Raw genomic sequence first — 19,806 nt, forward strand, 5'->3', positions numbered from 1 at the left:
TCATCTTCTCAAGGAAAACGAAAAATGATCTGGACTCTATACTTTATTATATTATTAATAATAGGTATTCTTATCTTTTTTAATATTCCATATTCTAAAACAAAAAACAATTTTCACAATGACATCGATATTTATTCTAATAAATTCAAGCTAAAAACAGAAAGTATTACAGAACAAGATATAGCACATTTGCCTACACTCGTTCAAAATTACTTTAGAGTTTGTGGATACTTAGGAAAAACTAAGATGTCATCTGTGAGAATAGACATGCCCGCCGCCTCGTTACAAAGCTCAATAAACAAACCGCCGATGAAGGTTAGTTATACGCTTTGGAGTTTTGCTGATGAACCGGTAAGGCTCGCATATATAAAAACCTCTGTTTTTGGAATTCCCTTTGAAGTTTATGACAGCACCCAAAATGGCATAGGTTTTATGAAAGGTGTTATGGGAAAAGTAGTTGTTTTATTTAACCAAACGGGAAGAGAAATGGATAAAAGCCAACTCTTAACCTATTTGGCAGAATGTTTTTTCATTCCATCTTCTATGCTGAGCGAATACATCACGTGGAAGCCAATAAGTAATACTCAAGTTGAAGCGACAATAAACTATAAAGACCTTTCGGCGAGTGGTATTTTTACATTTAATGATAAAGGATTTATTGAATCTTTTACAACAGACGATAGAACAAATATCGGAACAGATGGCAGTGTTCAACGGGTCAAATGGTCTGCTATTTACGAAAACTTTAGCGAAAATCCTGGTATATATTTCCCAAACACCATAAAAGCGATTTGGCATTATAAAGATGGTGATTTAGTGTATTTTGATGCAAATAAAATTACCGTTCATTATGATGATAATATTTAAAATCTACGCTTCTACGAAATATACCTCGTTTGGTGTCTACAATTCATTTTTATTATAATCTATTTTATTAAAAAAATCCAATGTTCCCACGAAATTAACTTCGTTTGGTCGCTTCCAATTCCTATAATAAAATTACATTTTTATTATTCAATTATATTTATACTCTATGCTCCCACGAAATAAACCTTACTTCGGTCGTCTCCAATTCCTATAATAAAATTACATTTTTATTATAACTTTATTATTTAAACCCCATGCTCCCACGAAATTAATTTTATTGGTCGCCTCCGACGGGCACGGGGAAAATGTTTTCCCCTTTGCATTCCCGCCATAAGGGGCTAGTCGCCCCTTAACCCCGCAAACGCATCACGCATTAGTTGATGCCTGTCGGCATCAAAAGTGGGTACGCATCTTGGTTTATTTTATTGGCAACTTCGTTTTGGCATCTTACAATAACCAGTTCCGCTTTGGCTACCATATTCCTTTTAGTAGTTAAAACATCATAAAGGTAATAGAGAGTATTACTTTAAAAAAATTGTAATATCAAAAATAAATACAAGAAATTATCTTAATTTTCACAAAAAACTTGGAATTATAATTGCCGTTAAAAGGGACTATGGTGCGTTCAAACTTTTGATGCCGACAGGCATCAACTAATGCGTGATGCGTTTGAGGGTACAGGGCGAAAGCCCTGTTGTGGGGTTTGCAAAGGGCTTCACATAAAGCCCTTGCCCGCCGGAGGCGACCACTAAAATAAATTTCGTGGGAGCATAGAATTTTAAATAGATTTTAATAATTAAGTATAATTATTACATATAGTTGGAGACTGCTCAAACAAAGGCTGATTTCGTGGGAGCATAAACTTTAAATATAATTATAATGTTCTTCACTAACATTAACTTTAGTTTTTATCCCTTATTTATTGCTAAAATAATTATAACAGAATAATCTAAAAAAATATCTTGTTAAAAGTCAAACTAATGTACTCGATTCAAAGGATACCCAAATGAAAGCCATCGCCATTGTCGGTTATAAAAATTCAGGCAAAACCACTACCACTCTAAAACTCGCCGAAGCTTTAGAAAAAAAAGGCTTAAAAGTAGCTATTGCTAAACATACGCACCATAATTTCGATAAAGAAAATACTGATACTGCCCGCTTTCAAGCTTCGGGGCGAGATGTTATTGGAATTGGAGCAGATGAAAGTGCCATTTTTTATGGTGAGTTTTTACCTTTATTAAAACTTATCCCTTTTATAAAAGCCGATATTCTTTTAGTCGAAGGTAACAAAAATGCTACTTGGCTACCTAGAATAGTCTGTTTAAGAGAAGCCGAAGAAATTAATGAATTGTCAGGTGCAAAAACTGATGAAAGTACAAATTCAACCAGACAAACTATCGCTACTTTACGAAAAAAACCTTTATTAAACTGCTTTGAAAAAGTAGCTCATTTTGAGCTTACTCCACAAAGCGAAGCGAAAGACTTTGAACAACTAGCGGATTTAGTTTGGGAAAAATCTTTTATCTTGCCGGGGTTAAACTGTGGGGCTTGCGGCTTTGAGTCTTGTGCCACTTTTGCCTCACAAATTGTTAAAGGCGTTAAAACCACAAAAGATTGCCCCAGTTTAAATACTGAAAGCGTAGAAATATACGCCAATGATCAAAAAATCGCCCTTAACCCATTTATGGCTCGCTTAGTGGGCGGAATGCTCAAAGCGGTAGCCGTAGAGCTAAAAGGCTATGACCCAAACGCTGATTTAGTTATTCGCTTAAATAAACCATTATAAACAAAGTTTCCTCCAGTCCAATATACTGATATAACAGGCTTTTAGATAACTAGACAAGTTTATAAAAGGGGTTAAACTGTGGCGCTTGTGGCTTTGAGTCTTGTGCCACTTTTGCCTCTCAAATTGTTAAAGGCGTTAAAACAACAAAAGACTGTCCCAGTTTAAATACTGAAAGCGTAGAAATATATGCCAATGATCAAAAAATCGCCCTCAACCCATTTATGGCTCGCTTAGTGGGCGGAATGCTCAAATCGGTAGCCGTAGAGCTAAAAGGCTATGACCCAAACGCTGATTTAGTTATTCGCTTAAACAAAACCTTATAAAAAGATGTTTCTCTGGATAACCATTTAATATAACACACCTTAAGGTAACTAGACAAGTTTATAAAAAATGTTAATATACCTAAACAGAATATAACGCACATTTATAAGTTTTATTGATTTGCGAAAAACAGGAGATTCATATGAAAAAAGTTATCGAAAGCAAAGCGGCTCCGGCTGCTGTTGGTCCATATTCACAAGCAATTTTGGCAAATGGAATTTTATTTGCCTCAGGTCAACTACCTTTAAATGCTCAAACTGGGAAGCTTGAAGAAGGCGATATTTCCGCTAAAGCAACTCGTTGTCTTGAAAACGTTAAAGCAATTTTAGAAGAAGCTGGTTTAGGTTTTTCTGATGTTGTTAAAGTTACCGTATATCTTACTGATATGAGTGATTTTGCGGCGGTTAACGCTGTTTATGCTAAGTATTTTTCCGCTCCTTATCCTGCTCGCTCTTGCGTTGCGGTTGCGGCTTTACCTTTAGGTGGAACTGTTGAAATTGAAGTAACTGCTGCGACTAAATGTTGCTAATTAGTTAAAACTTTAAAAAATAAAAAAGAGTGGTTTTATCGCCACTCTTTTTTTACGCCCTTAACAATGGTTATAACTAAAAGATTTGTTTAACTAACTTATCTTCTTCAAAACAAAACTTTTTAAATTGACAATCATGATACTTGAGAATAAAATATTTTGTTCATGTGCTCGTAGCTCAGAAGGATAGAGCGATAGCCTCCTAAGCTGTAGGCCCCGCGTTCGATTCGCGGCGAGCACACCAATTAAATCAATAGCTTACCAGATTATCTCTGGTAAGCTATTTTTTCTTCCCAACACCATTCCCAACACCAGATGGGATATATGGACTTATAAAAACCCTTTTTCTAATCTATTTCTCACTACAAGATAAAAATGTCTAATGGTGTTTTATTTATATTTATGCGTTTTTAAAGGCTAGATGAATGCATTCCTAACCATTTTTATAACCTGGTCGAAAATTCTACTTTTAAAAGATACTAATGGGGGGAGGATTACCGTAATAAAGTGATACTATATAGTCAGTTGCCAAGATATAAATGCAACATTCTGGATTTGTTTACAAAAGATGTACAGATGAGTTAATGTATGCGGGATATAAAACTTCTTTAAAAAGCACTTTACTATAAATATCGGCATTGTAACAATGGCAAAGGTAGTCTTTTGGTTGCCTATCTTCCCTGGAAACCACTTAATCCAATTCTAAAATATCCCTTACTTCTTGCAGATCTCTGTGAGCACGCAAATAAACAACTGCAGCTCGAGAGAGCATTTCAGTATCTCGTACCATGCGCTTAAGTTGCATTGTAGCTTCTGTGATACCGTCCTTATTCTTAATTCTTCTAACCTGCTTGTCTACTTCCAAGCGTATTATATTTCGTGCTCGCACTATGCGTGCTTCATGTAAATGAAATATGTCGATCGAGTTGTTAACTTTTGTTTTTTGTTCTTCATTCGCCTCGGGCTTTGACACTGGAAATCCATCGTTATCAAACCAAAGTAGTTTTTCATCGTATGGATTAAACGGATCTAAAAAACTAGGGCGCTCTATGTTTAGTTTAGCTTGATCCGTGGGAGTAAACGCTCGCTGCTCAGGATTTTCAAGAGGAAATAGGCATCCTTTACCTCCTTGAGTTTCATCAAAATTTCTACGACTGTTACAGAATGTACAGGCACAACGATAGTTTTCCCACTCAAACGCTAGCCACCAGTATCCTTCGTGCTGATTTTCACCCTCAACCTTATTTTTGGGTCTGAAGTGGTCAACGGGCATGTCTGATCGGATTTCCTCTGCTTCGCAATACCAACATTTATTCTTTAATGTTGCAGGTACTAACTTGTAGAATTCACGCCAAATATCAGATGAGGTTGGACTCTTTAATATTTTTTTTCTCTCTTCCTTATCCGGCGTAGCAAGTAGCTCTGCTTTTGCTTGTTCGGCCTTATCGCGCCAATCCTGAGTTAAACATTCCTCAATATCAGCTTTGCAGATCCAGCGCATTAGGCATCCTCTTTTGATTTTGAGTAATACTTTTTGAGTAAAAAATCTTGGTAATCTGGATCATCAGTTGCAAAGTTGAAACCTAACGGGCTCAATTTTTTATTAAGCAGAGCAAGTTCTATGTTTTCTTCTTCAGTCAATTTTTCTTCTTTTGCAGCCAGTTTATTTCTATTGATGAGATCTTGATTAGTATTATCATCAAGTGTCGTTTGTAGATTAAACATATCACTACGCAGTATGAGATTAATTCCCATTCCTCTAGGGCTTTCCTCTGGCTTGCTTGCGTGAATTTGAAATTTATCATCCCTCTTCATAACTTGTATCTGCTCTTTTTCCAGTGCAGCAATAGCCAGAGGATGGTGAGTAACCATTAACAAATGGCTGACTTTAGGGCTAGGCACAAAATCATCTAAAAATTTTAGGTACTTAACTGCCCATGCTGGATTTAAGTGGGTATCTGGCTCATCGAGTAAAAATAATGAGTCTTTGCCACCTGTAAATTTGAGGAGGCCAAGTACGGTAAGCAATTGTTGTTCCCCTTCACTAAGCTCTCGGAAGGTGAGAGGCTCTTCGCTACTTAAAACCTTCACTCTAATGTTAACTTCAGAAATGATCTCAGAAAGTAGCGTGCTTTCCAACATTTTGAATAGTTCATCAGCTCTTAGACCTTTAGCGAACTCACGCAAGGCATCTACATTTGGTAAAAATAAATGGAAAAATTCATTGCGTATGCTGTTGCCGGTTAACGAGATATCTTCTGGGCGTGTAACTTTCACAGGGGACAAGCTACATTTAATAAGTTCATCTAGAAAACGTCGAACAACGCCACGAGCACCCCAGAATAGTTCACTTTTTTCTTTAGCCCAACCCGGTTGGCGCATTACAAAATGAATACTATCTAAACCTTCAATACCCAAATATTTCCGCAAAAAGTCTTTTTCATCGCTATCTTGCTCGTTCAAGAAAAATGCTAATAAAACAAACTGGCTATGATGGGGTTTTGCATAAAACAAGGGGCGTATATCGCCTTTTAAATCCAAATCCCCGTCAAGTAGACGACGGTAGAAATCAGTGCGGTGTTTTTTGAAATATTTTTCTAGTCGATCACTTGGCCCAGAATAATATGCAAATACATATTTTGGTAAGTAGAGTGCATTGCCATCTTTATCTCGTTTTACCTTGGAGAAAGGTACCGTTTGAGTTTCTGGTTTTTCGTTTAACAAGTCGCCTGATTGTTTGGCTAGCAGGTCACGAACAGTTATTATATACTGTTTAGCCAAACTCTCGCGATTCGGATCAGCGTCAACCGTTATCTCCAGCCAGCTTTCGTTAGAATGTAAATTGGATTCGCAGGATTGCCCAAGTTGATAAACCAATTCATAAGAAAACGGAGGAGCCTCGCCCAAATCAAGATTGCGAAATATCGCCACCAGAGCCTCTAGCACATTGGATTTACCAGAGCCATTACACCCGACCAAAACAGTCATTAGGTTCTTTTCATCAAAGTGTACCACAACGTCTTCAAGGTTTTTAAAACGTGAACGAATATGCAGTTTATCAACTTTCATAGGTTATCCTTAACTTTGTGTGGATGTCTTAGCGAGTGAAAACCAATCCTGTTTATCATCGACATTACGCTCTAGCTTTACTATAGACCTATCATACATTAAAGCTTTACGAATATCTAAAAAAAATCGCTCTAACTCTTCGGTGTTGCTGTCACTTGGGTAACCTGATGCAGCTAAAAGTTGCTGTCCACTTAGTGGCTTACCAGCTTTTTTTAATGCCACAGCGACTTCAATAATTTGTTTGCTCATGCTCTCACCTACCTGTTTTTTTGCTGTAATGCGTTTTAGCTTGGGTTGTTTTTTTAATTCCTCTCGCTCAAATTTTATTTTTTCTAGTAACGCTTTGGCACTATTTGCACCACTAATTAGATCAGGGTTGGCGGCTCGCCAGTCAGCAGTAAGTTCACCGCGAAAGGCTTTAGCTAGAATTGACTGAGTGAGGTTGTTGACACGGCCTAGTACTGCATTATTTTTTTGTTCAATATTATCGATAAAGGCAAAGAGTTCTTCAACACAGCGAACTATTTCTGCCTGTTCTTCCAGAGGGGCAAATGGGATTGCTAAAACTCTCATATCTCGAAGATGTAAATTTTTTATGGCTGAACCTACTATTCTGCTAGACACATCAATCTCATTAGTCCATTTTTGCAGTGCCATATCAATAAATCTCATATTCACTGAGCTAGAGGCTGGCTTGAGCAAGGCTACACTGACAAATAACGAAAATTCTTTGTCCGTATTAACTATTGCAGTGCGCCCAATCGTTCCGCTTTTGGTGAATAATAAATCACCTTTTTTTACAGGGCAACGTTTTGACAGCTCAATATGCTCTCTTTTATCAATAAATTTCGTATCTGAAAAATCGATTTTCCCTTTCTTTATATCTTTTACCGAGATAAATGGTATGCCACTCTCCGTATACTTCGGCGTATGATGAGTTCCATCCACTATTTGGTAAGTTAAAGAATCAAGTGACACCCAAATCCAACTGGGAGGAACTTGATACTCTTCATAAAACAAATGACTTTGAGGCATTTTGCTTTTGCCCACAACTATCGAGTCTCTTTGTTCCTTTATTTTTGTGAAATCATTTGAAGCACTATGGTAACTGTGATTCTTTCGCCACTCTTCCGTCAACTTCCCACTCATAGCAGCAGCTAACACCGATTGGCGGAAGCGTTTTATGATGAATGAAATGCGTGCAAGGCGGATTTGGATATCTTTCACCAGAGACAGCAGAGTATCAAGTTTATCAGCAATGACTTTTTGTTCGGCTAGAGGTGGGAGTGGTAAATCTAAACCACGGATTACCCCCAAATTAATTCTTGGGCGAGTTGTACCTTTCACATGCTTTTCGATCTGTTTTATTACAACTTCTGAGTTTATTAAGTAAACTAAATAAGATGTTAAGCAAATTTTTTTGTTGTGTCGTAGACGAACAATATCAGCGACGATTATGCCGGACTTAAAATGTTGGGGCACCTCGCAAGCAAGGCCTAGCGGAGACCCTAATTTGGTAATAAGAATATCGCCACTAAAAAAGCTATGCCTCTTCAATTCATAAGCTTTTTTAGGAGTGACAAAGCTTATGTTTTTATCTACAAAATTAAATCTTTTTACGTTTTGAATACGAGCTATAGGCACGCCAACATTAGCATACTCTGATGCTTTTAAATTTGAGCCAAATGGGCCATCCACAATATCAGACTTAGGGTCTACAACAATATCTTCGCAAGTAACTTTTATCCATTCGATTGGGTACAATGCTCTCATCAATGCACACCTTCTAGCACAGTTAATAATTCTTCTAGCTCACTTAATGCCATTTCCAATTCGTCTTTAGCTTCACGGGCTAATACTTCTGGCTCTGGCAGGTTGTTGGATTCTAACCTATCCTCATCTTTCAGCCAACTAATATCGAGTGAGTCGCCTTTATGAGCATGGATCCACTCTCGTGAAAACTTACGCCAACGGCTATGGGCTAAACGATCGTCTATACCTTGGTTCTCATCGGCCTGAGCCACTTCTACTTGCTCTGCGTTAAAGCTATATTCGCCTTCTTGGCGCAAGCTTTGACCATTTCGGCTTTCACCATACACGTTCTCAAACGGCAGTAAATGCTCATCATCAAACGGTGTGCGCTTGCCGAAGCTTGGCATATTGCTACGCAGATCGTATACCCAAACATTTTTGGTACAGCTTTCTCGTTGAAATTTATCAATTACACTGCCTTTTGTAAAAAACAATACGTTAGTTTTTACACCTTGAGCGGAAAAAATACCTGTTGGTAATCGTAAAATCGTATGCAAGTCGCATTTGTTCATCAAATCGCGACGTATATCGGTTCCAATACCTGATTCAAATAACACGTTATCTGGTAGTACAACGGCAGCTCGGCCACCAGGCTTAAGTCCTAAATAAATATGCTGCAAAAATGCGAGCTGCTTATTTGTGCTGGGAAACGGAATATCCTTACGCAAAGGGCGCTTACTTCCTGCTTTATTACCAAATGGCGGGTTCGCCATTATCACGTCAGCAAGATCCAATTCAGTGGCATCATCTGTCAGTGCATCTCCGTAAATAATATTTGCATCCAGACCATGCAAAAACGTATTCATCAAACAAATCCGACGAGTATTTTTTTCAATTTCCACCCCTTGGTACCTAGGAACGTTTTTCTGGTATGCACTTTGAGAAACCGTTCGCCTAATATAATCATCAGCAGCAACTAAGAAACCACCACTACCTGTTGCTGGGTCTTGAATCAGTTCTCCCACGGTTGGTTGAATTAATCTTGTAATCGATTCAACTAGTGGGCGGGGGGTAAAATATTGTCCTGCGCCAGAACGTGTATCCTGAGCACTTTTGTCAATCAGGCCACTGTAAAGATCACCAAAGCCATCTTTACCCACCTGATGCCATTCTATTTTTGAAATGCCCTCTATTACCGCCTTTAGATTTTCAGAGTGTGAGAAAACAGTCGTTGGAAATGCATAAATTGCTTTGATAACTTCATTTTCAACGGATGCACCCAAGTGAGTAAGCATCTCCTGATAAAATCCAAGTAGTCCATCTTCGCTATGTGTAGTTAAATCTACCCATCGACAGCCTTCGGGAAATAATTTTTCTGAACCATTTTCTTGAGCAATTTTAAGAAACAGTAAATAACTTAATTCAGAAACATACTGATAATAGGTGATTCCGTCACCGCGCAAGATATTACAAAGGTTCCAGATTTTTTGGATGATTGTATCTTTATTCATTTAACTCTCAAGACTGACTATATATTTATTATAACGGATCATGACTCGCAGACAGGTAAATTCTTTAACATTGTTAATGTTTATTATAGATGTATTCATTACTATAGCTAAACCTAAATTCACATTCTTTCAAGTAAAAAGAAGTTGATTAAAAGAATATGCTGTGTTTATTTTTACTCATTTTTAGCGTTCCATGCTTTGTGAAGTTTGTTTTTGTTGATCTTTTCTCTTCTCTATTTGTATACGTTGCTCAATTTTTGTAACAATGGCTCTAAATTGTTCAACAACTTGCTTTGTTCTTGCAACAAGATTTTGTGTTCGCTCAATAATTGTTGAAACTGTGTATCTTGATTCACTATTTTTAAATTCATTGCACTGATTTGCTGATCTATTTTTTTCAGGTGTGTACTGTGCTCTTGAATGCTCTGCTGTATCTCTTGCTCCATGTTTAATAGCGTGTTTTTGAGGATTTGTTCTAGTTCTGTCATTTGTTACTCCAGTTTGATGGCTTGATTTTTCCCTATTGTCCAGCCTGTGCTTGCTTTTAAATTCAGAGGAATGATTATAAAAAGCCCCTTTTTGTTCTCTTGTAGTTTCAGCCCCCAAGTCTTGCCCTCTAACAAAGCTATCGTTTGTTCCAATTCGCTCTGGTGTTCGTTCAAGGCTGTGATTTCTTGGTGTAAGTTCATTATTTTCTTTTGAGCTAAGCTCATAAGCCCCCACGCCCCCAAGCTTATCCCGATAAAAATACTTAATGTTATCAAGATGATTTGTAGGTATTTCAAGCTGAATATTTGTTTTAACCCGTGGCAATTGGAGTTCACTTTCTGCTCCAAGCTCTTTAATTGATTCAGGATAGCGGTTTCTGTTGTATTCAGTGCGTTTTGTGATGACTGCTTCAAGTTCTCGCTCAAGCTTAGCAATTGTGCTTTGGTCAGGCTCTCTATTTCCTCTCGTTCTTGTTCTGTCTTGGCTTTGATCCGTTCTGCCAAGGTAGTCAGATGCTTTAAATTGCCACTGTTCGGCATAAATTCCTCCTTTTAAACGCAGTTTTTCTCCGCTTTCAGTATCTTTAACTGTAATATAATCTTTGCCTGCTCTGTTGATTTCCAGCCCTGCACCTTGTAAAAGCATAAGTATTTCTTTACGTTCGGTAACAATGCCCTGCTCTATTTTTTCTTTAAGGTAATTATGAATTGCCTCTTTCGCTTCGGCACGTTCATCTTTATCAGGGCTTTTGCCCCAACGTATTAGCCTTGCGGTCTGTAAATTCGCATGATCAGGCGTACACAAACGAGCTCGCAAAGGGTCATCTGGTCTCGCCCAACCCTCTTTATGATTGTGTAAATCTCGCACAACATCAAAATGCTTTTGCCAACCTGGTGGACAAGGATTAAAGGCTTTTCCTGTGTTCAACTCAACCCGTGGAATAACAAAGTGTAACTCGTGATGTTCCGCATGGTTATGACGCACCCACAAAATATTATAGGCATCTGGCTGCATACCGGCAAAAGCAAGACCTTCAAAATCATTCATCATTTTTTGTTCTTGTTCTGGTGAAACTTTATCCTCAGGACTCCACGAAAGCACTCCCGCCGTAAACTTCCATTTAGTATCCAAAGAATCAATCAATTCAATCGTTAACTCTGGATCTCCACGCAAAACTTCTGGCGGTGCATCGGCTCTTTTAGGATAATCTAAACGAATCAAATAGTTAACAGGACTCGCTCCGTTCCCCTTGCCGTGTGGAAAGACTTTCATGTACATATGTTTTTACCTAGCTTCAATTCACGCTTAAACTCTAAAATTACACTAATAACTTCAATAGCTTCCGCTCTATTTTTATAGGTATTTGCCCAACGTGCCAGTTGGTTTAAATTCGCACCGATACGAGCGATTTGCCGTACTTGCTCTTTTTCTAAAGCCGTTTGCCTAAGCCGATAATCCAAAGCACGTTGTCTAATAAAATCAGTTACGCTTTGACCTTGCAAGACGGCTTTGTTTTGTATGCTTTCTTTTTCTGTGGGAGTAACACGAATTTTAATCCAAGCTGTTCTGGTTTCTGTTTTACGTTTTTGTTTAACTTCTTTTGAATTCATTGGGGGATTTATTTCTGTGATATTTATTTCGTGGGGCTTCATTTTTTTGGCTTTCATAGCATTATCTTTTTGCATTATGATTTTTTGTATTTCTGCTTTTGCAGGGTTCGAAGGGCGGAACGCACTCGCCAGCCCCATTCGTGAGTACCGCTTGCGTGTACCCACAATGGGTAGGCTGGCTATCAACAACACTGCCAATACAATGCGGTGCGTTCATAGGGTTTACGAACGAACGAAATATACGAAATAACGAAAAAACTTTTTAAAGAAACGCTGATTTATTCCGTTTGGTGGCGTTACTTCGCTTTTTTTGAAACAGTCATGGACAGAAGAGTCCACTCCTGCTTTAAAAAAAACTCGTGCCTTGCCAAACGAAATAACTGCACGTTTCCAAAGTGCTTTTTTTAATATACTACAAACTTATTTCGTTAATTTCGTTATTTTCGTTTAATTCGTTTTCTGTTGTTATTTCGTACAAGGCAATAATCACCTTTGGTCTGCCTAGTCCTTTTTGACGTGTAATACTGATTCGCTGTTGTGATTCTAACTGCTGTAAAAGAGGCTGTAATTTTTCTCTGGGTATGTTTCTTTGAAAAACCGCACTCAATTCTGTAGCTGTTAAGGGTCCTGCTTTTAAAGCTGTTAATATTTTTTCTTCTAGCGGATCAGCGGCACGCTCTCCAAAAATATATAAGGCTGAATCCTGTGCATACTGCCACATGGCGAGAGCGGACTGTAAATGCGTCTCATCAATAAACTCCTGACCATCAAGCAAAGCGTAAATTAAAGACAAACGCAAGGTTTGAGCCTCTGCTCTATTGATGATTCCACCTGATAAGCCTGGGTGTTCTTTTGATAATTCAGGATAAATACAAGCCCAAAGTTCACGAGCTTTTTTTGTCATGCTCATAACTCCACGTTTTTGAGCGGTGGCTATCAGCTTCCAAAGCTCTCGTTGTATTGGTGCAAGCTTCGCTTCTGGCATTCTTGACGGCAAAGCCACAAGCTTCGCACGCCTAGCACATATCCATAAAAAACGATTGCCAAAGCCATTCACAGCCTGTACATTCTCAAGAGCAACAGTAAGTTCCTGCATCGTTATGTGGGTGATAATGCTAATATGTGCTCCTCTGACCAAGACGGGGTTGTTTTTAGTCAGAGGGGCATAATCGCCAGAATCCCAAAAGCAGCGAATACCCATTGAAAGCGTGTTGCCTTCTCGCTTTGTACAAGCAAGGCCACTGGCAAATTCTTCATCTTGAATAATTAAGCGTTTATCGCCTTTTTCTCGAAAAGGTTCATTTGGGTGCTGGCGTTGCCAACGTTCACGTTCTTCATCGGTTTCATCTCGCACATGAAAGGCAAGCCCTTCACCTGTAGACAAAGGGCCACCGCTTTCCCTAGCCGACAAAGGCAATTTCCAATTTATTAAATCAGAGCTTTGACAGTAATCACGAGAAAACAATTTTGTTACAGGATACTTAGAAGTGCCTTTTCTCGCCTTGCTTGAATTTCCACAAATTACCGCAAAAAGCCTTGGCGGGTGAATAGTTTCACCAACATAAATATACGGGCCTTTGTTTGGTGCATATCCATAGACCTCCGCACCAAAACGCACCAAAGTAGTAACACAAACAGCGGCGGGATCTGCCTCACTATCGCTGATGGTTAAGTTTACAAAATCGCCTAAAATACCAGGGTAAGCCTTCAAAGAAAACTTAGGCCACTCTTTTAAAGTGAGAGCATCACTCTCTGACAAAAAAGAGTCTTCTATACTCGTTACAGAAATATGACTCGCAAAGCGTTTATTCATTTCTTGTATAAAATCAACCACATTCAAAACCGAGCCTAAACAAGTTTGTGGAATAAAATCAGTGGGTAATTGATCTGCAAGATCCCACTTTTCAGGTAAACTAATTGGAGGTAACACGATTTTAATGTCTTGGGCTAAAACCTCTAAAAGTTTAGCTAGCTCAACAGCAGCTTTAAAACCAGCTTCATCGTTATCTGGCCAGATTATAACTTTTTTATCTCTCAACGGAGTAAAATCTGTTTTTGATACAGCATTTCCCCCGCCACTCCAAGTAGTTACGAGATAATCAGGGAATAAAACTTGAGCCGCATCCGCTGTTTTTTCTCCTTCAACTATTAAAACAGTTATATCTTCTGTAAAATATGCAAATTTTTCTAAGCCATATAAAGGGCGGTTTTCTGGTAAAGCCTTCCAGACCCATTGAGGCGAAGATTGAGCATTTTTTCCAAAACATAAAGGTAAAACAACTTTGCCATCTGGTTTATCAAAGCGTACTGTGTAAAATAAAGCATTACCTTGTGCATCTTTATAACCCCAAAAAGCTGATGCTTTTCCGTGTATTGCATGAAAAGTTGGAAAAATTGGTGCATTACTCGGTATAGGCAAAAGATAAGTAAATTCTTGCGTTTTTTGTGGATATTTTGAAGCTGTTTTATTCTCAGCCTCAAGATGATACAGCTTTGAGAGTGCTTGAACCGCTTCAAATTGACCAATGCCCCATACTTTAGCCCCAAGTGCAATAACATCTCCCCAACTATCACCTGTAGCAAAATCACTGCCAATACCTGTTTCAAGGTTGGTTACACAAGACTTACCAACACCGCCTTGTAAAGAAGCACAAAGATATTCTCTGCCAACAACCTTTCCACCTGGTAACAAATCTTGTAACACATTCAATACGTTAGGCTGTAAACAAGCTTTTACTTGTTCAAAAATATCTAAGCTCATTTAGAACCCCTATTCTGCATTCGCAGTTGTGGGGCGGTATCGGTTGTATAAACATTTTTAGAAACAAAATACGCTTCTAAATCTTCTAAATCATACAAAACCCGACTACCTATTTTAGAATAGTTAGGCCCTTTCTTCTTCGACCTCCACACCTCAAGAGTGTTTGGCCTTACTCCAAGATAATCAGCGGCTTCATCCGTACTAAGTTTTTTCTTAGACATATTAGATACTCCTTTTTCTAATTTTACATGAGTTAATGTCCCCTCATGCACTTTGAAAAAAATGTATCTGGTTTTAAAAAAATAAAAATTGCTTGCTCTGAAGAAAAATAAAAAAAAAATCTCCGAGTTCTGCAAAACTCAGAGATTTTTCATAAATATGTATATATTTTAGCACATTGATTAATATAAGACTTCTGTCCAAAATACAAAATAAATTATACAGAACTCTGATATTTTTAGCTGTTAGATGGTCTTCCTGATTGTTTTTTAACAAAATTTCCCAAAGCGAAACGAATGGAATCCATTGCCCAACCTGTCAACTCAAAACTATCTTCTAATTTGTTTTGCTTTTTCTCATTTAATACAGCTTTTATTTTATCCTGAAGATCAGGGTATTTTTGCAACTCTTCAACAAAGGCCAGTTGTATATCGGCTCTTGTATATTGCTCTTCAGAGGTTGCTTCTTCAATCATCTTATTAATCATTGGAGCAGCAACACGCCAAAATGGTATTCTACGTTGATTAGATGTTTCTATATTGGCATCATTTGATTTAAGAGTTTTTAACTGATTACTAAGTTGCGTCTTGCCATCCTTTAATAATTTATTTTCTACTTTAAGTTCCTCAATCTCATTCACTTGTATGGAATTAACTCCTTTTAGGTTAGTTATCATCTCTTCCAGAGTAACAACTCTAGCTGAATATGCTAATTCTGTTTTTTGCCCATGTTGTTGCAATATAGATGCGTAGTTGTCTGCATCAAAACATAAGGTTTGCTGCCCAACATATAAGTCAATATTACTTTTATTGCGAAGTGGGTAAAAACTTCTGGCATTGTAACTTTTAGCCTTTACATTAATTTGCTCTCTTCCAATAAGTGGAGATGATGCAATAAACACAGGAATCTTATTCTTACGAATAAAATCTATTCGATCCTCAGGTGCAACAATACCTAATTGCTCCATGCCCGCCCTAAACTCAATAGCTTTAGCAAGAGTAGTAGTCCATGACCAGTTATACCCTGCTATCCAACGCATAAAATACAAGCCTAACAAACCAAATAGCACCATAATGACTATTGCTGATGAATCATATGATATATCTCGAGAAACAATAAGAGGTTTAATACTTTGAAGTGCCTCTGGAGTTGTTACTTTTTGTTGTGTAGCTTGTTCTAATATAACAATGAATTTTTCCTTATTAAATAAATTAAGAGTCCACAAACACGCAAGAATATTAGTAATGAACAATGCAACTATGAATACACCGTGTAAAAAATTTAACGGTAACAGCTTGAGTTTATTTAAACAATATAACTTTAGCCAACTGAACTTATTTAAAAAATTAAACATTAAACTCTCCATATAAAAACATTAAGAATCACAACCCAAAACACTTATGATGCTTCATGTATAACTTTAAACCTAAATACTCACGAAGTGAAACAAATAACTGTATTTTTCATATTAATCTCACTGCTTATCACGTTAGCAATAATTAATGAATATTAGTAATTATACAAAAAGGCAATATTGACAAAAAAATTTTGTTTAACATGGATAATAAAAAAGCCAAACAAGTAGCGGAAGCCCTGGCAACCGCTAAGTTTGGCAAAAACATTATCTTAGATGGCAATAAAATCATCGCTGATTTTCAGACAAAAGAGCGTGTACAAACAGTTATTATTGAGAAAAAACAAGGGTTAGTGAGATAAAGTTATCTTATCCATAGTAAATATCTTCAAAGTTCTTTTTTGCTTTTTTTGTTTTATAAACTTCTGGAAGCTGTACAATCTTGTGCTTGCATATATCGGTCAGTCAGAGTGTCCCAACCTTTCTTCATACAGTCGTACAAATATCCCTTGTTTAAAGCAATAGCAGTGTTGTTTATCTGCACTTAGGCTGAGTTTTTCGGCTCTATCCATAACTTTACCTATTATTTGTATGCAAAACTAAAATTCAAAAAACATTTTTGTAGCGAGCCGCTAGCGCGGCGTATAAGCACTGGCTGAGGCCAGTGCTAGAACCAAAAAGGCAAGGTTTAAAGCGGGGAAGGACATTCTTACGAATGCCTTCCCCTATTAAGGCATAAAGCGCCCCGCACGCTCTTTAACTAAAGTATATTTATAAACTAAAGTTTTTGTTAAAACAAATCAAGCACGGGGCTTTTAAACAAAGGCAAAAAGGCATCCTCAGTCGCGGAGGCAAACCACCGGGTTGACGTTGTCCACCGGGCGGGGAAACACGACGCCGAGGTCGAACACAATGAACGCAGTGGTGCCGCCGCTGACCTCGCCCGTCCAGTAGACGTCGCCTGGCCAACCGGCAGCTTGCCATGCACCATTGCCCGAAATCTGGGCGACAGCCTTTAAATCAGTTTGAGAAGGTAGGTTTGTTTCTCTATAGTAGATATTATCAGAAAGCCCTTTTAGTTGATCCACTGTTAATGTTGTGCCACAAGCATTGGCAGCGGGAAAATCACTTGCGTGAGCATTACTACCGTTAGATATGGGTTGGTTATTAGCCCATTTGTAGGAACCGATAGGAGCCTTGAACTTCGACAACGGTCCAGCACCAAAGGTTACATCCTGCTCCCTACTCACCGTCTGAGCGCCTACCGTGATCTTTGCTTCGACTCGGATAGTACGCTCACCCACAATGTCGGTCAGAGAAACAGTAGACTTGCCATCAGAATCGGTGTCAACGTCTTCAGTGTCGGTTAATTCCGTACTAGGTGTTGTGGTGGCGGAACTACCCCAAGCAAGACCTGTTTTTTTGTCGGCATAAGCAGTGGTTACAGCCTCGTTGCCTCTGTTATTAGCAGAAACAATACTCCATGTAACTGGTGTAATCGTGGTATAAGCCACTCCGTTTTGCATCAAGGTTACAGGAATAGTTGCGGTCTGCTTGTCAGTAAAGGTACCTGTGTTGCCACTGATTGTGCCAAAAACTAGGGTGTAGTTGGCTCCTATGAGCACCGTGCAGGAATATGTCTGGCTGTTTACCGTGGCAGTGACGGCGATAGGCCCACTACCTGTGGCGTTAGCCGTCAGCGTGGCCGTGGCTTTGCCTGTGCCATCGGTGTTGACTGGCGGACTTGAAAGTGTGCCAGAGCCGGTAATGCTCCAGCTTATGGCAGTATTGGCATCGGGAGTAGTCAGAGTCAGTTGAGTTGTACCATTATTAAGCAACGTGGAAGATGCCGCACTCAAGCCTGAACTACCTCCGCTACCTTGTAAGGTAAAGGTATAGCTACTGTCCCCAGCCTGTACCGTTACTGTGGTATTTGCCGGGGCAGTGGCTTCAAGCTTTACCCAAAAACGCCCCTGACTATCTGATACATAAGTTTTTGACAGTGAGGCGGCGTAAGCTGTTTTCACGGAAATCAACTCATCAAGAAAATCCAGTGTTTGGGCAAAGAAACCCTGCGGAGCTATAGGAGTAGCCTCGGCTAGGTAGTTGCCGTTTGCGTTTACACGCACTGTCTGCCCCGCAACATACTTGCCAAAACCGTTGCGAATACGGAACAGAAAGCCATTGGTTCCGTCTGCTCCCATAAATTCAATCTGATAATTGTCTTTAGCCTTATATTCCAAGACCATTTTATTTTCTCTATCCACAAATTCGTGGCGACTACCGCCAACGGTACGCATCTCCGCCACCTTGTTGTGGCTAATTTGATCTTCCCAAGGCATGTTGAAATTATAAGTAAAACGCATACCAACTTCGGTATCAGAGCTACCACGCTCTGTACTACGCTGATTTACAAAACCAGAAACCAACGGAACAGGCGTATATTCTACCCCATAACTCCAGACGTTTGGGTCGCTCTCAAGTTTAGAAGCCCCAAACATGCCAACATTATCGCCCTTCCACTGGGTATAACTACCTGTTAAAGCTACATTTCTATAAAATGGCACATAACCTTTAGTGCGTAAGTCCCAACCTTCGGCGGGGCGTTCTTGAACAAAATCGCCGTCAAAGTCTTTAGAATCTTTCCAATTTGAAAGAGGAGCGTAATAGTTAGAAGCTAGATGAATCCAATCATATTGGGCTTCAACACCTAAACCGCCACGTTGGTGGCTACGAGTAAAATCATGGTCATAAAAAGTATTATAACCTAACATCAAATTGCCCGCATCTTCGCCAATACCCTCTTTTTGTGCCAAGGGATACCAACGCTGACCTACGCCAAAGTTACCTATCCAACGGTCTTTGCTGTCTTCGGCGTTCATACTGCGAGTGCCTAGTTGGCTATAAACCGTGGTATGTTTGCTGTCATACCAAGGAAGCAACAAATCGCCCTCGCCATTAATTTTACCGTCCCAATCTGCCATAAAATTAAAACGTGCCTTGGCTCCGCCATAAGGGCCTTCCATAACCCCTAAAAATACGCCCTCAGCCGCACTATTGACCATGCCGACACCATAATTTAAACTACGGTCAATCATGACTTGAGCGGGGTCAAGTTCTCTGGCTGTCCCGCCATTTTGGGCGTTTAGACTGCGTCCACCTTTAGCGGAATTAAAATAATGATTGTTAAATTTGGCGATTGGATCAAGCTCAAGGTTTGTGCCAACTCCGTTATAACTACCAGTATTAACACCATTATTCATGTAGGCCGCCGCACGTTTTCCGCTATAATCATAAGAGTTTTCACCGCCAGCCTTTCTAACTGTACCGTCGGCGTGAAAACCTAAACCCTGATCGGCGTTGGGGTCATAAGCGTCATTACGCGCATCTAAACCCGGCAAGCCCATAGCATTAGTGGCGGCGTTAAATAACACTGCACTCACTTTTTTAGGACTATCAGAAGGCGTTACTGCGTTATCAGAAGCTACTAATGTTTTGGTTTTTTCGCCTTTTGAAGCGACAGAAGCTTTTTCATTAT

14 protein-coding genes, 1 tRNA gene and 1 pseudogene are annotated in these 19,806 nt (G+C 39.0%); 6 read left to right on the top strand and 10 right to left on the bottom strand.

Annotated features, from left to right (window positions below; translation table 11 throughout):
• The first annotated feature begins 24 nt into the window (after positions 1 to 24).
• From BT999_RS08340 to BT999_RS08360, 5 genes and pseudogenes are all read left to right on the top strand, one after another.
• The gene (locus tag BT999_RS08340) at positions 25 to 867 is read left to right on the top strand and encodes a DUF6544 family protein (protein ID WP_072697330.1); all 843 of its coding nucleotides are present in this window, start codon (positions 25 to 27) and stop codon (positions 865 to 867) included.
• A 1,006-nt stretch (positions 868 to 1,873) separates the two neighbouring features.
• The gene (gene mobB / locus BT999_RS08345) at positions 1,874 to 2,653 is read left to right on the top strand and encodes a molybdopterin-guanine dinucleotide biosynthesis protein B (RefSeq protein WP_072697331.1); all 780 of its coding nucleotides are present in this window, start codon (positions 1,874 to 1,876) and stop codon (positions 2,651 to 2,653) included.
• An 80-nt stretch (positions 2,654 to 2,733) separates the two neighbouring features.
• Positions 2,734 to 2,799: pseudogene (locus BT999_RS12740) on the top strand ((Fe-S)-binding protein); the annotation flags it as partial.
• Between the two features lie 317 nt (positions 2,800 to 3,116).
• Positions 3,117 to 3,503, top strand: coding sequence for a RidA family protein (locus BT999_RS08355; protein ID WP_072697332.1), 387 nt, complete (start codon positions 3,117 to 3,119; stop codon positions 3,501 to 3,503).
• A gap of 167 nt (positions 3,504 to 3,670) precedes the next feature.
• Positions 3,671 to 3,747, top strand: a tRNA-Arg gene (locus tag BT999_RS08360).
• Positions 3,748 to 4,194: 447 nt separating this feature from the next.
• Here BT999_RS08360 and BT999_RS08365 read toward each other — a convergent pair.
• The 9 genes from BT999_RS08365 to BT999_RS08410 form a co-directional block, all read right to left on the bottom strand.
• Positions 4,195 to 5,004, bottom strand: a complete 810-nt coding sequence (locus BT999_RS08365) for an HNH endonuclease family protein (RefSeq protein ID WP_072697333.1) — start codon at positions 5,002 to 5,004, stop codon at positions 4,195 to 4,197.
• Positions 5,004 to 6,572 carry an AAA family ATPase gene (locus tag BT999_RS08370; RefSeq protein ID WP_072697334.1) on the bottom strand — a complete coding sequence of 523 codons (1,569 nt, stop codon included), beginning with the start codon at positions 6,570 to 6,572 and terminating at the stop codon, positions 5,004 to 5,006. Before BT999_RS08370 ends, BT999_RS08365 begins: the two co-directional genes overlap by 1 nt.
• 9 nt (positions 6,573 to 6,581) lie before the next feature.
• Positions 6,582 to 8,345, bottom strand: coding sequence for a restriction endonuclease subunit S (locus BT999_RS08375; RefSeq protein ID WP_072697335.1), 1,764 nt, complete (start codon positions 8,343 to 8,345; stop codon positions 6,582 to 6,584).
• Positions 8,345 to 9,835 carry a class I SAM-dependent DNA methyltransferase gene (locus BT999_RS08380; RefSeq protein WP_072697336.1) on the bottom strand — a complete coding sequence of 497 codons (1,491 nt, stop codon included), beginning with the start codon at positions 9,833 to 9,835 and terminating at the stop codon, positions 8,345 to 8,347. The genes BT999_RS08375 and BT999_RS08380 overlap by 1 nt, the downstream gene beginning before the upstream one ends.
• A 183-nt stretch (positions 9,836 to 10,018) precedes the next feature.
• Complete coding sequence (locus BT999_RS12310) at positions 10,019 to 11,602, bottom strand: relaxase/mobilization nuclease domain-containing protein (protein ID WP_084650660.1); 1,584 nt, start codon at positions 11,600 to 11,602, stop codon at positions 10,019 to 10,021.
• Positions 11,593 to 12,126, bottom strand: a complete 534-nt coding sequence (locus tag BT999_RS12660) for a plasmid mobilization protein (protein ID WP_245790998.1) — start codon at positions 12,124 to 12,126, stop codon at positions 11,593 to 11,595. The genes BT999_RS12310 and BT999_RS12660 overlap by 10 nt, the downstream gene beginning before the upstream one ends.
• 220 nt (positions 12,127 to 12,346) lie before the next feature.
• The gene (locus BT999_RS12665; protein WP_245790999.1) at positions 12,347 to 14,695 is read right to left on the bottom strand and encodes a DUF6371 domain-containing protein; all 2,349 of its coding nucleotides are present in this window, start codon (positions 14,693 to 14,695) and stop codon (positions 12,347 to 12,349) included.
• Positions 14,692 to 14,916, bottom strand: a complete 225-nt coding sequence (locus BT999_RS08405) for a helix-turn-helix domain-containing protein (RefSeq protein WP_072697337.1) — start codon at positions 14,914 to 14,916, stop codon at positions 14,692 to 14,694. Before BT999_RS08405 ends, BT999_RS12665 begins: the two co-directional genes overlap by 4 nt.
• A 236-nt stretch (positions 14,917 to 15,152) precedes the next feature.
• Entirely contained in the window at positions 15,153 to 16,268 is a 1,116-nt protein-coding gene (locus tag BT999_RS08410; protein WP_072697338.1) for a hypothetical protein, read from the bottom strand.
• A gap of 203 nt (positions 16,269 to 16,471) precedes the next feature.
• Between BT999_RS08410 and BT999_RS12535 the strand changes: the two genes are divergently transcribed.
• Positions 16,472 to 16,630 (top strand): hypothetical protein, encoded by a 159-nt coding sequence (locus BT999_RS12535; RefSeq protein WP_178139337.1) that lies wholly within the window; start codon positions 16,472 to 16,474, stop codon positions 16,628 to 16,630.
• A 477-nt stretch (positions 16,631 to 17,107) separates the two neighbouring features.
• On the opposite strand, the gene BT999_RS08415 is transcribed toward BT999_RS12535, so the two are convergent.
• A partial coding sequence (locus BT999_RS08415) for an inverse autotransporter beta domain-containing protein (protein WP_178139338.1) occupies positions 17,108 to 19,806 on the bottom strand: 2,699 nt, incomplete at its 5' end.

The sequence above is a fragment of the Desulfovibrio litoralis DSM 11393 genome (assembly GCF_900143255.1).
Classification (GTDB): Bacteria; Desulfobacterota; Desulfovibrionia; order Desulfovibrionales; family Desulfovibrionaceae; genus Frigididesulfovibrio_A; species Frigididesulfovibrio_A litoralis.

Bases quoted from the DNA above. Each gene is read 5' to 3' on its own strand.
- BT999_RS08340 (WP_072697330.1), top strand. From the start codon at position 25: ATGATCTGGACTCTATACTTTATTATATTATTAATAATAGGTATTCTT.
- BT999_RS12310 (WP_084650660.1), bottom strand. From the start codon at position 11,602: ATGTACATGAAAGTCTTTCCACACGGCAAGGGGAACGGAGCGAGTCCT.
- BT999_RS08380 (WP_072697336.1), bottom strand. From the start codon at position 9,835: ATGAATAAAGATACAATCATCCAAAAAATCTGGAACCTTTGTAATATC.
- BT999_RS12665 (WP_245790999.1), bottom strand. From the start codon at position 14,695: ATGAGCTTAGATATTTTTGAACAAGTAAAAGCTTGTTTACAGCCTAAC.
- BT999_RS08370 (WP_072697334.1), bottom strand. From the start codon at position 6,572: ATGAAAGTTGATAAACTGCATATTCGTTCACGTTTTAAAAACCTTGAA.
- BT999_RS12535 (WP_178139337.1), top strand. From the start codon at position 16,472: ATGGATAATAAAAAAGCCAAACAAGTAGCGGAAGCCCTGGCAACCGCT.
- BT999_RS08365 (WP_072697333.1), bottom strand. From the start codon at position 5,004: ATGCGCTGGATCTGCAAAGCTGATATTGAGGAATGTTTAACTCAGGAT.
- BT999_RS08410 (WP_072697338.1), bottom strand. From the start codon at position 16,268: ATGTTTAATTTTTTAAATAAGTTCAGTTGGCTAAAGTTATATTGTTTA.
- BT999_RS08355 (WP_072697332.1), top strand. From the start codon at position 3,117: ATGAAAAAAGTTATCGAAAGCAAAGCGGCTCCGGCTGCTGTTGGTCCA.
- mobB (WP_072697331.1), top strand. From the start codon at position 1,874: ATGAAAGCCATCGCCATTGTCGGTTATAAAAATTCAGGCAAAACCACT.
- BT999_RS08375 (WP_072697335.1), bottom strand. From the start codon at position 8,345: ATGAGAGCATTGTACCCAATCGAATGGATAAAAGTTACTTGCGAAGAT.
- BT999_RS08405 (WP_072697337.1), bottom strand. From the start codon at position 14,916: ATGTCTAAGAAAAAACTTAGTACGGATGAAGCCGCTGATTATCTTGGA.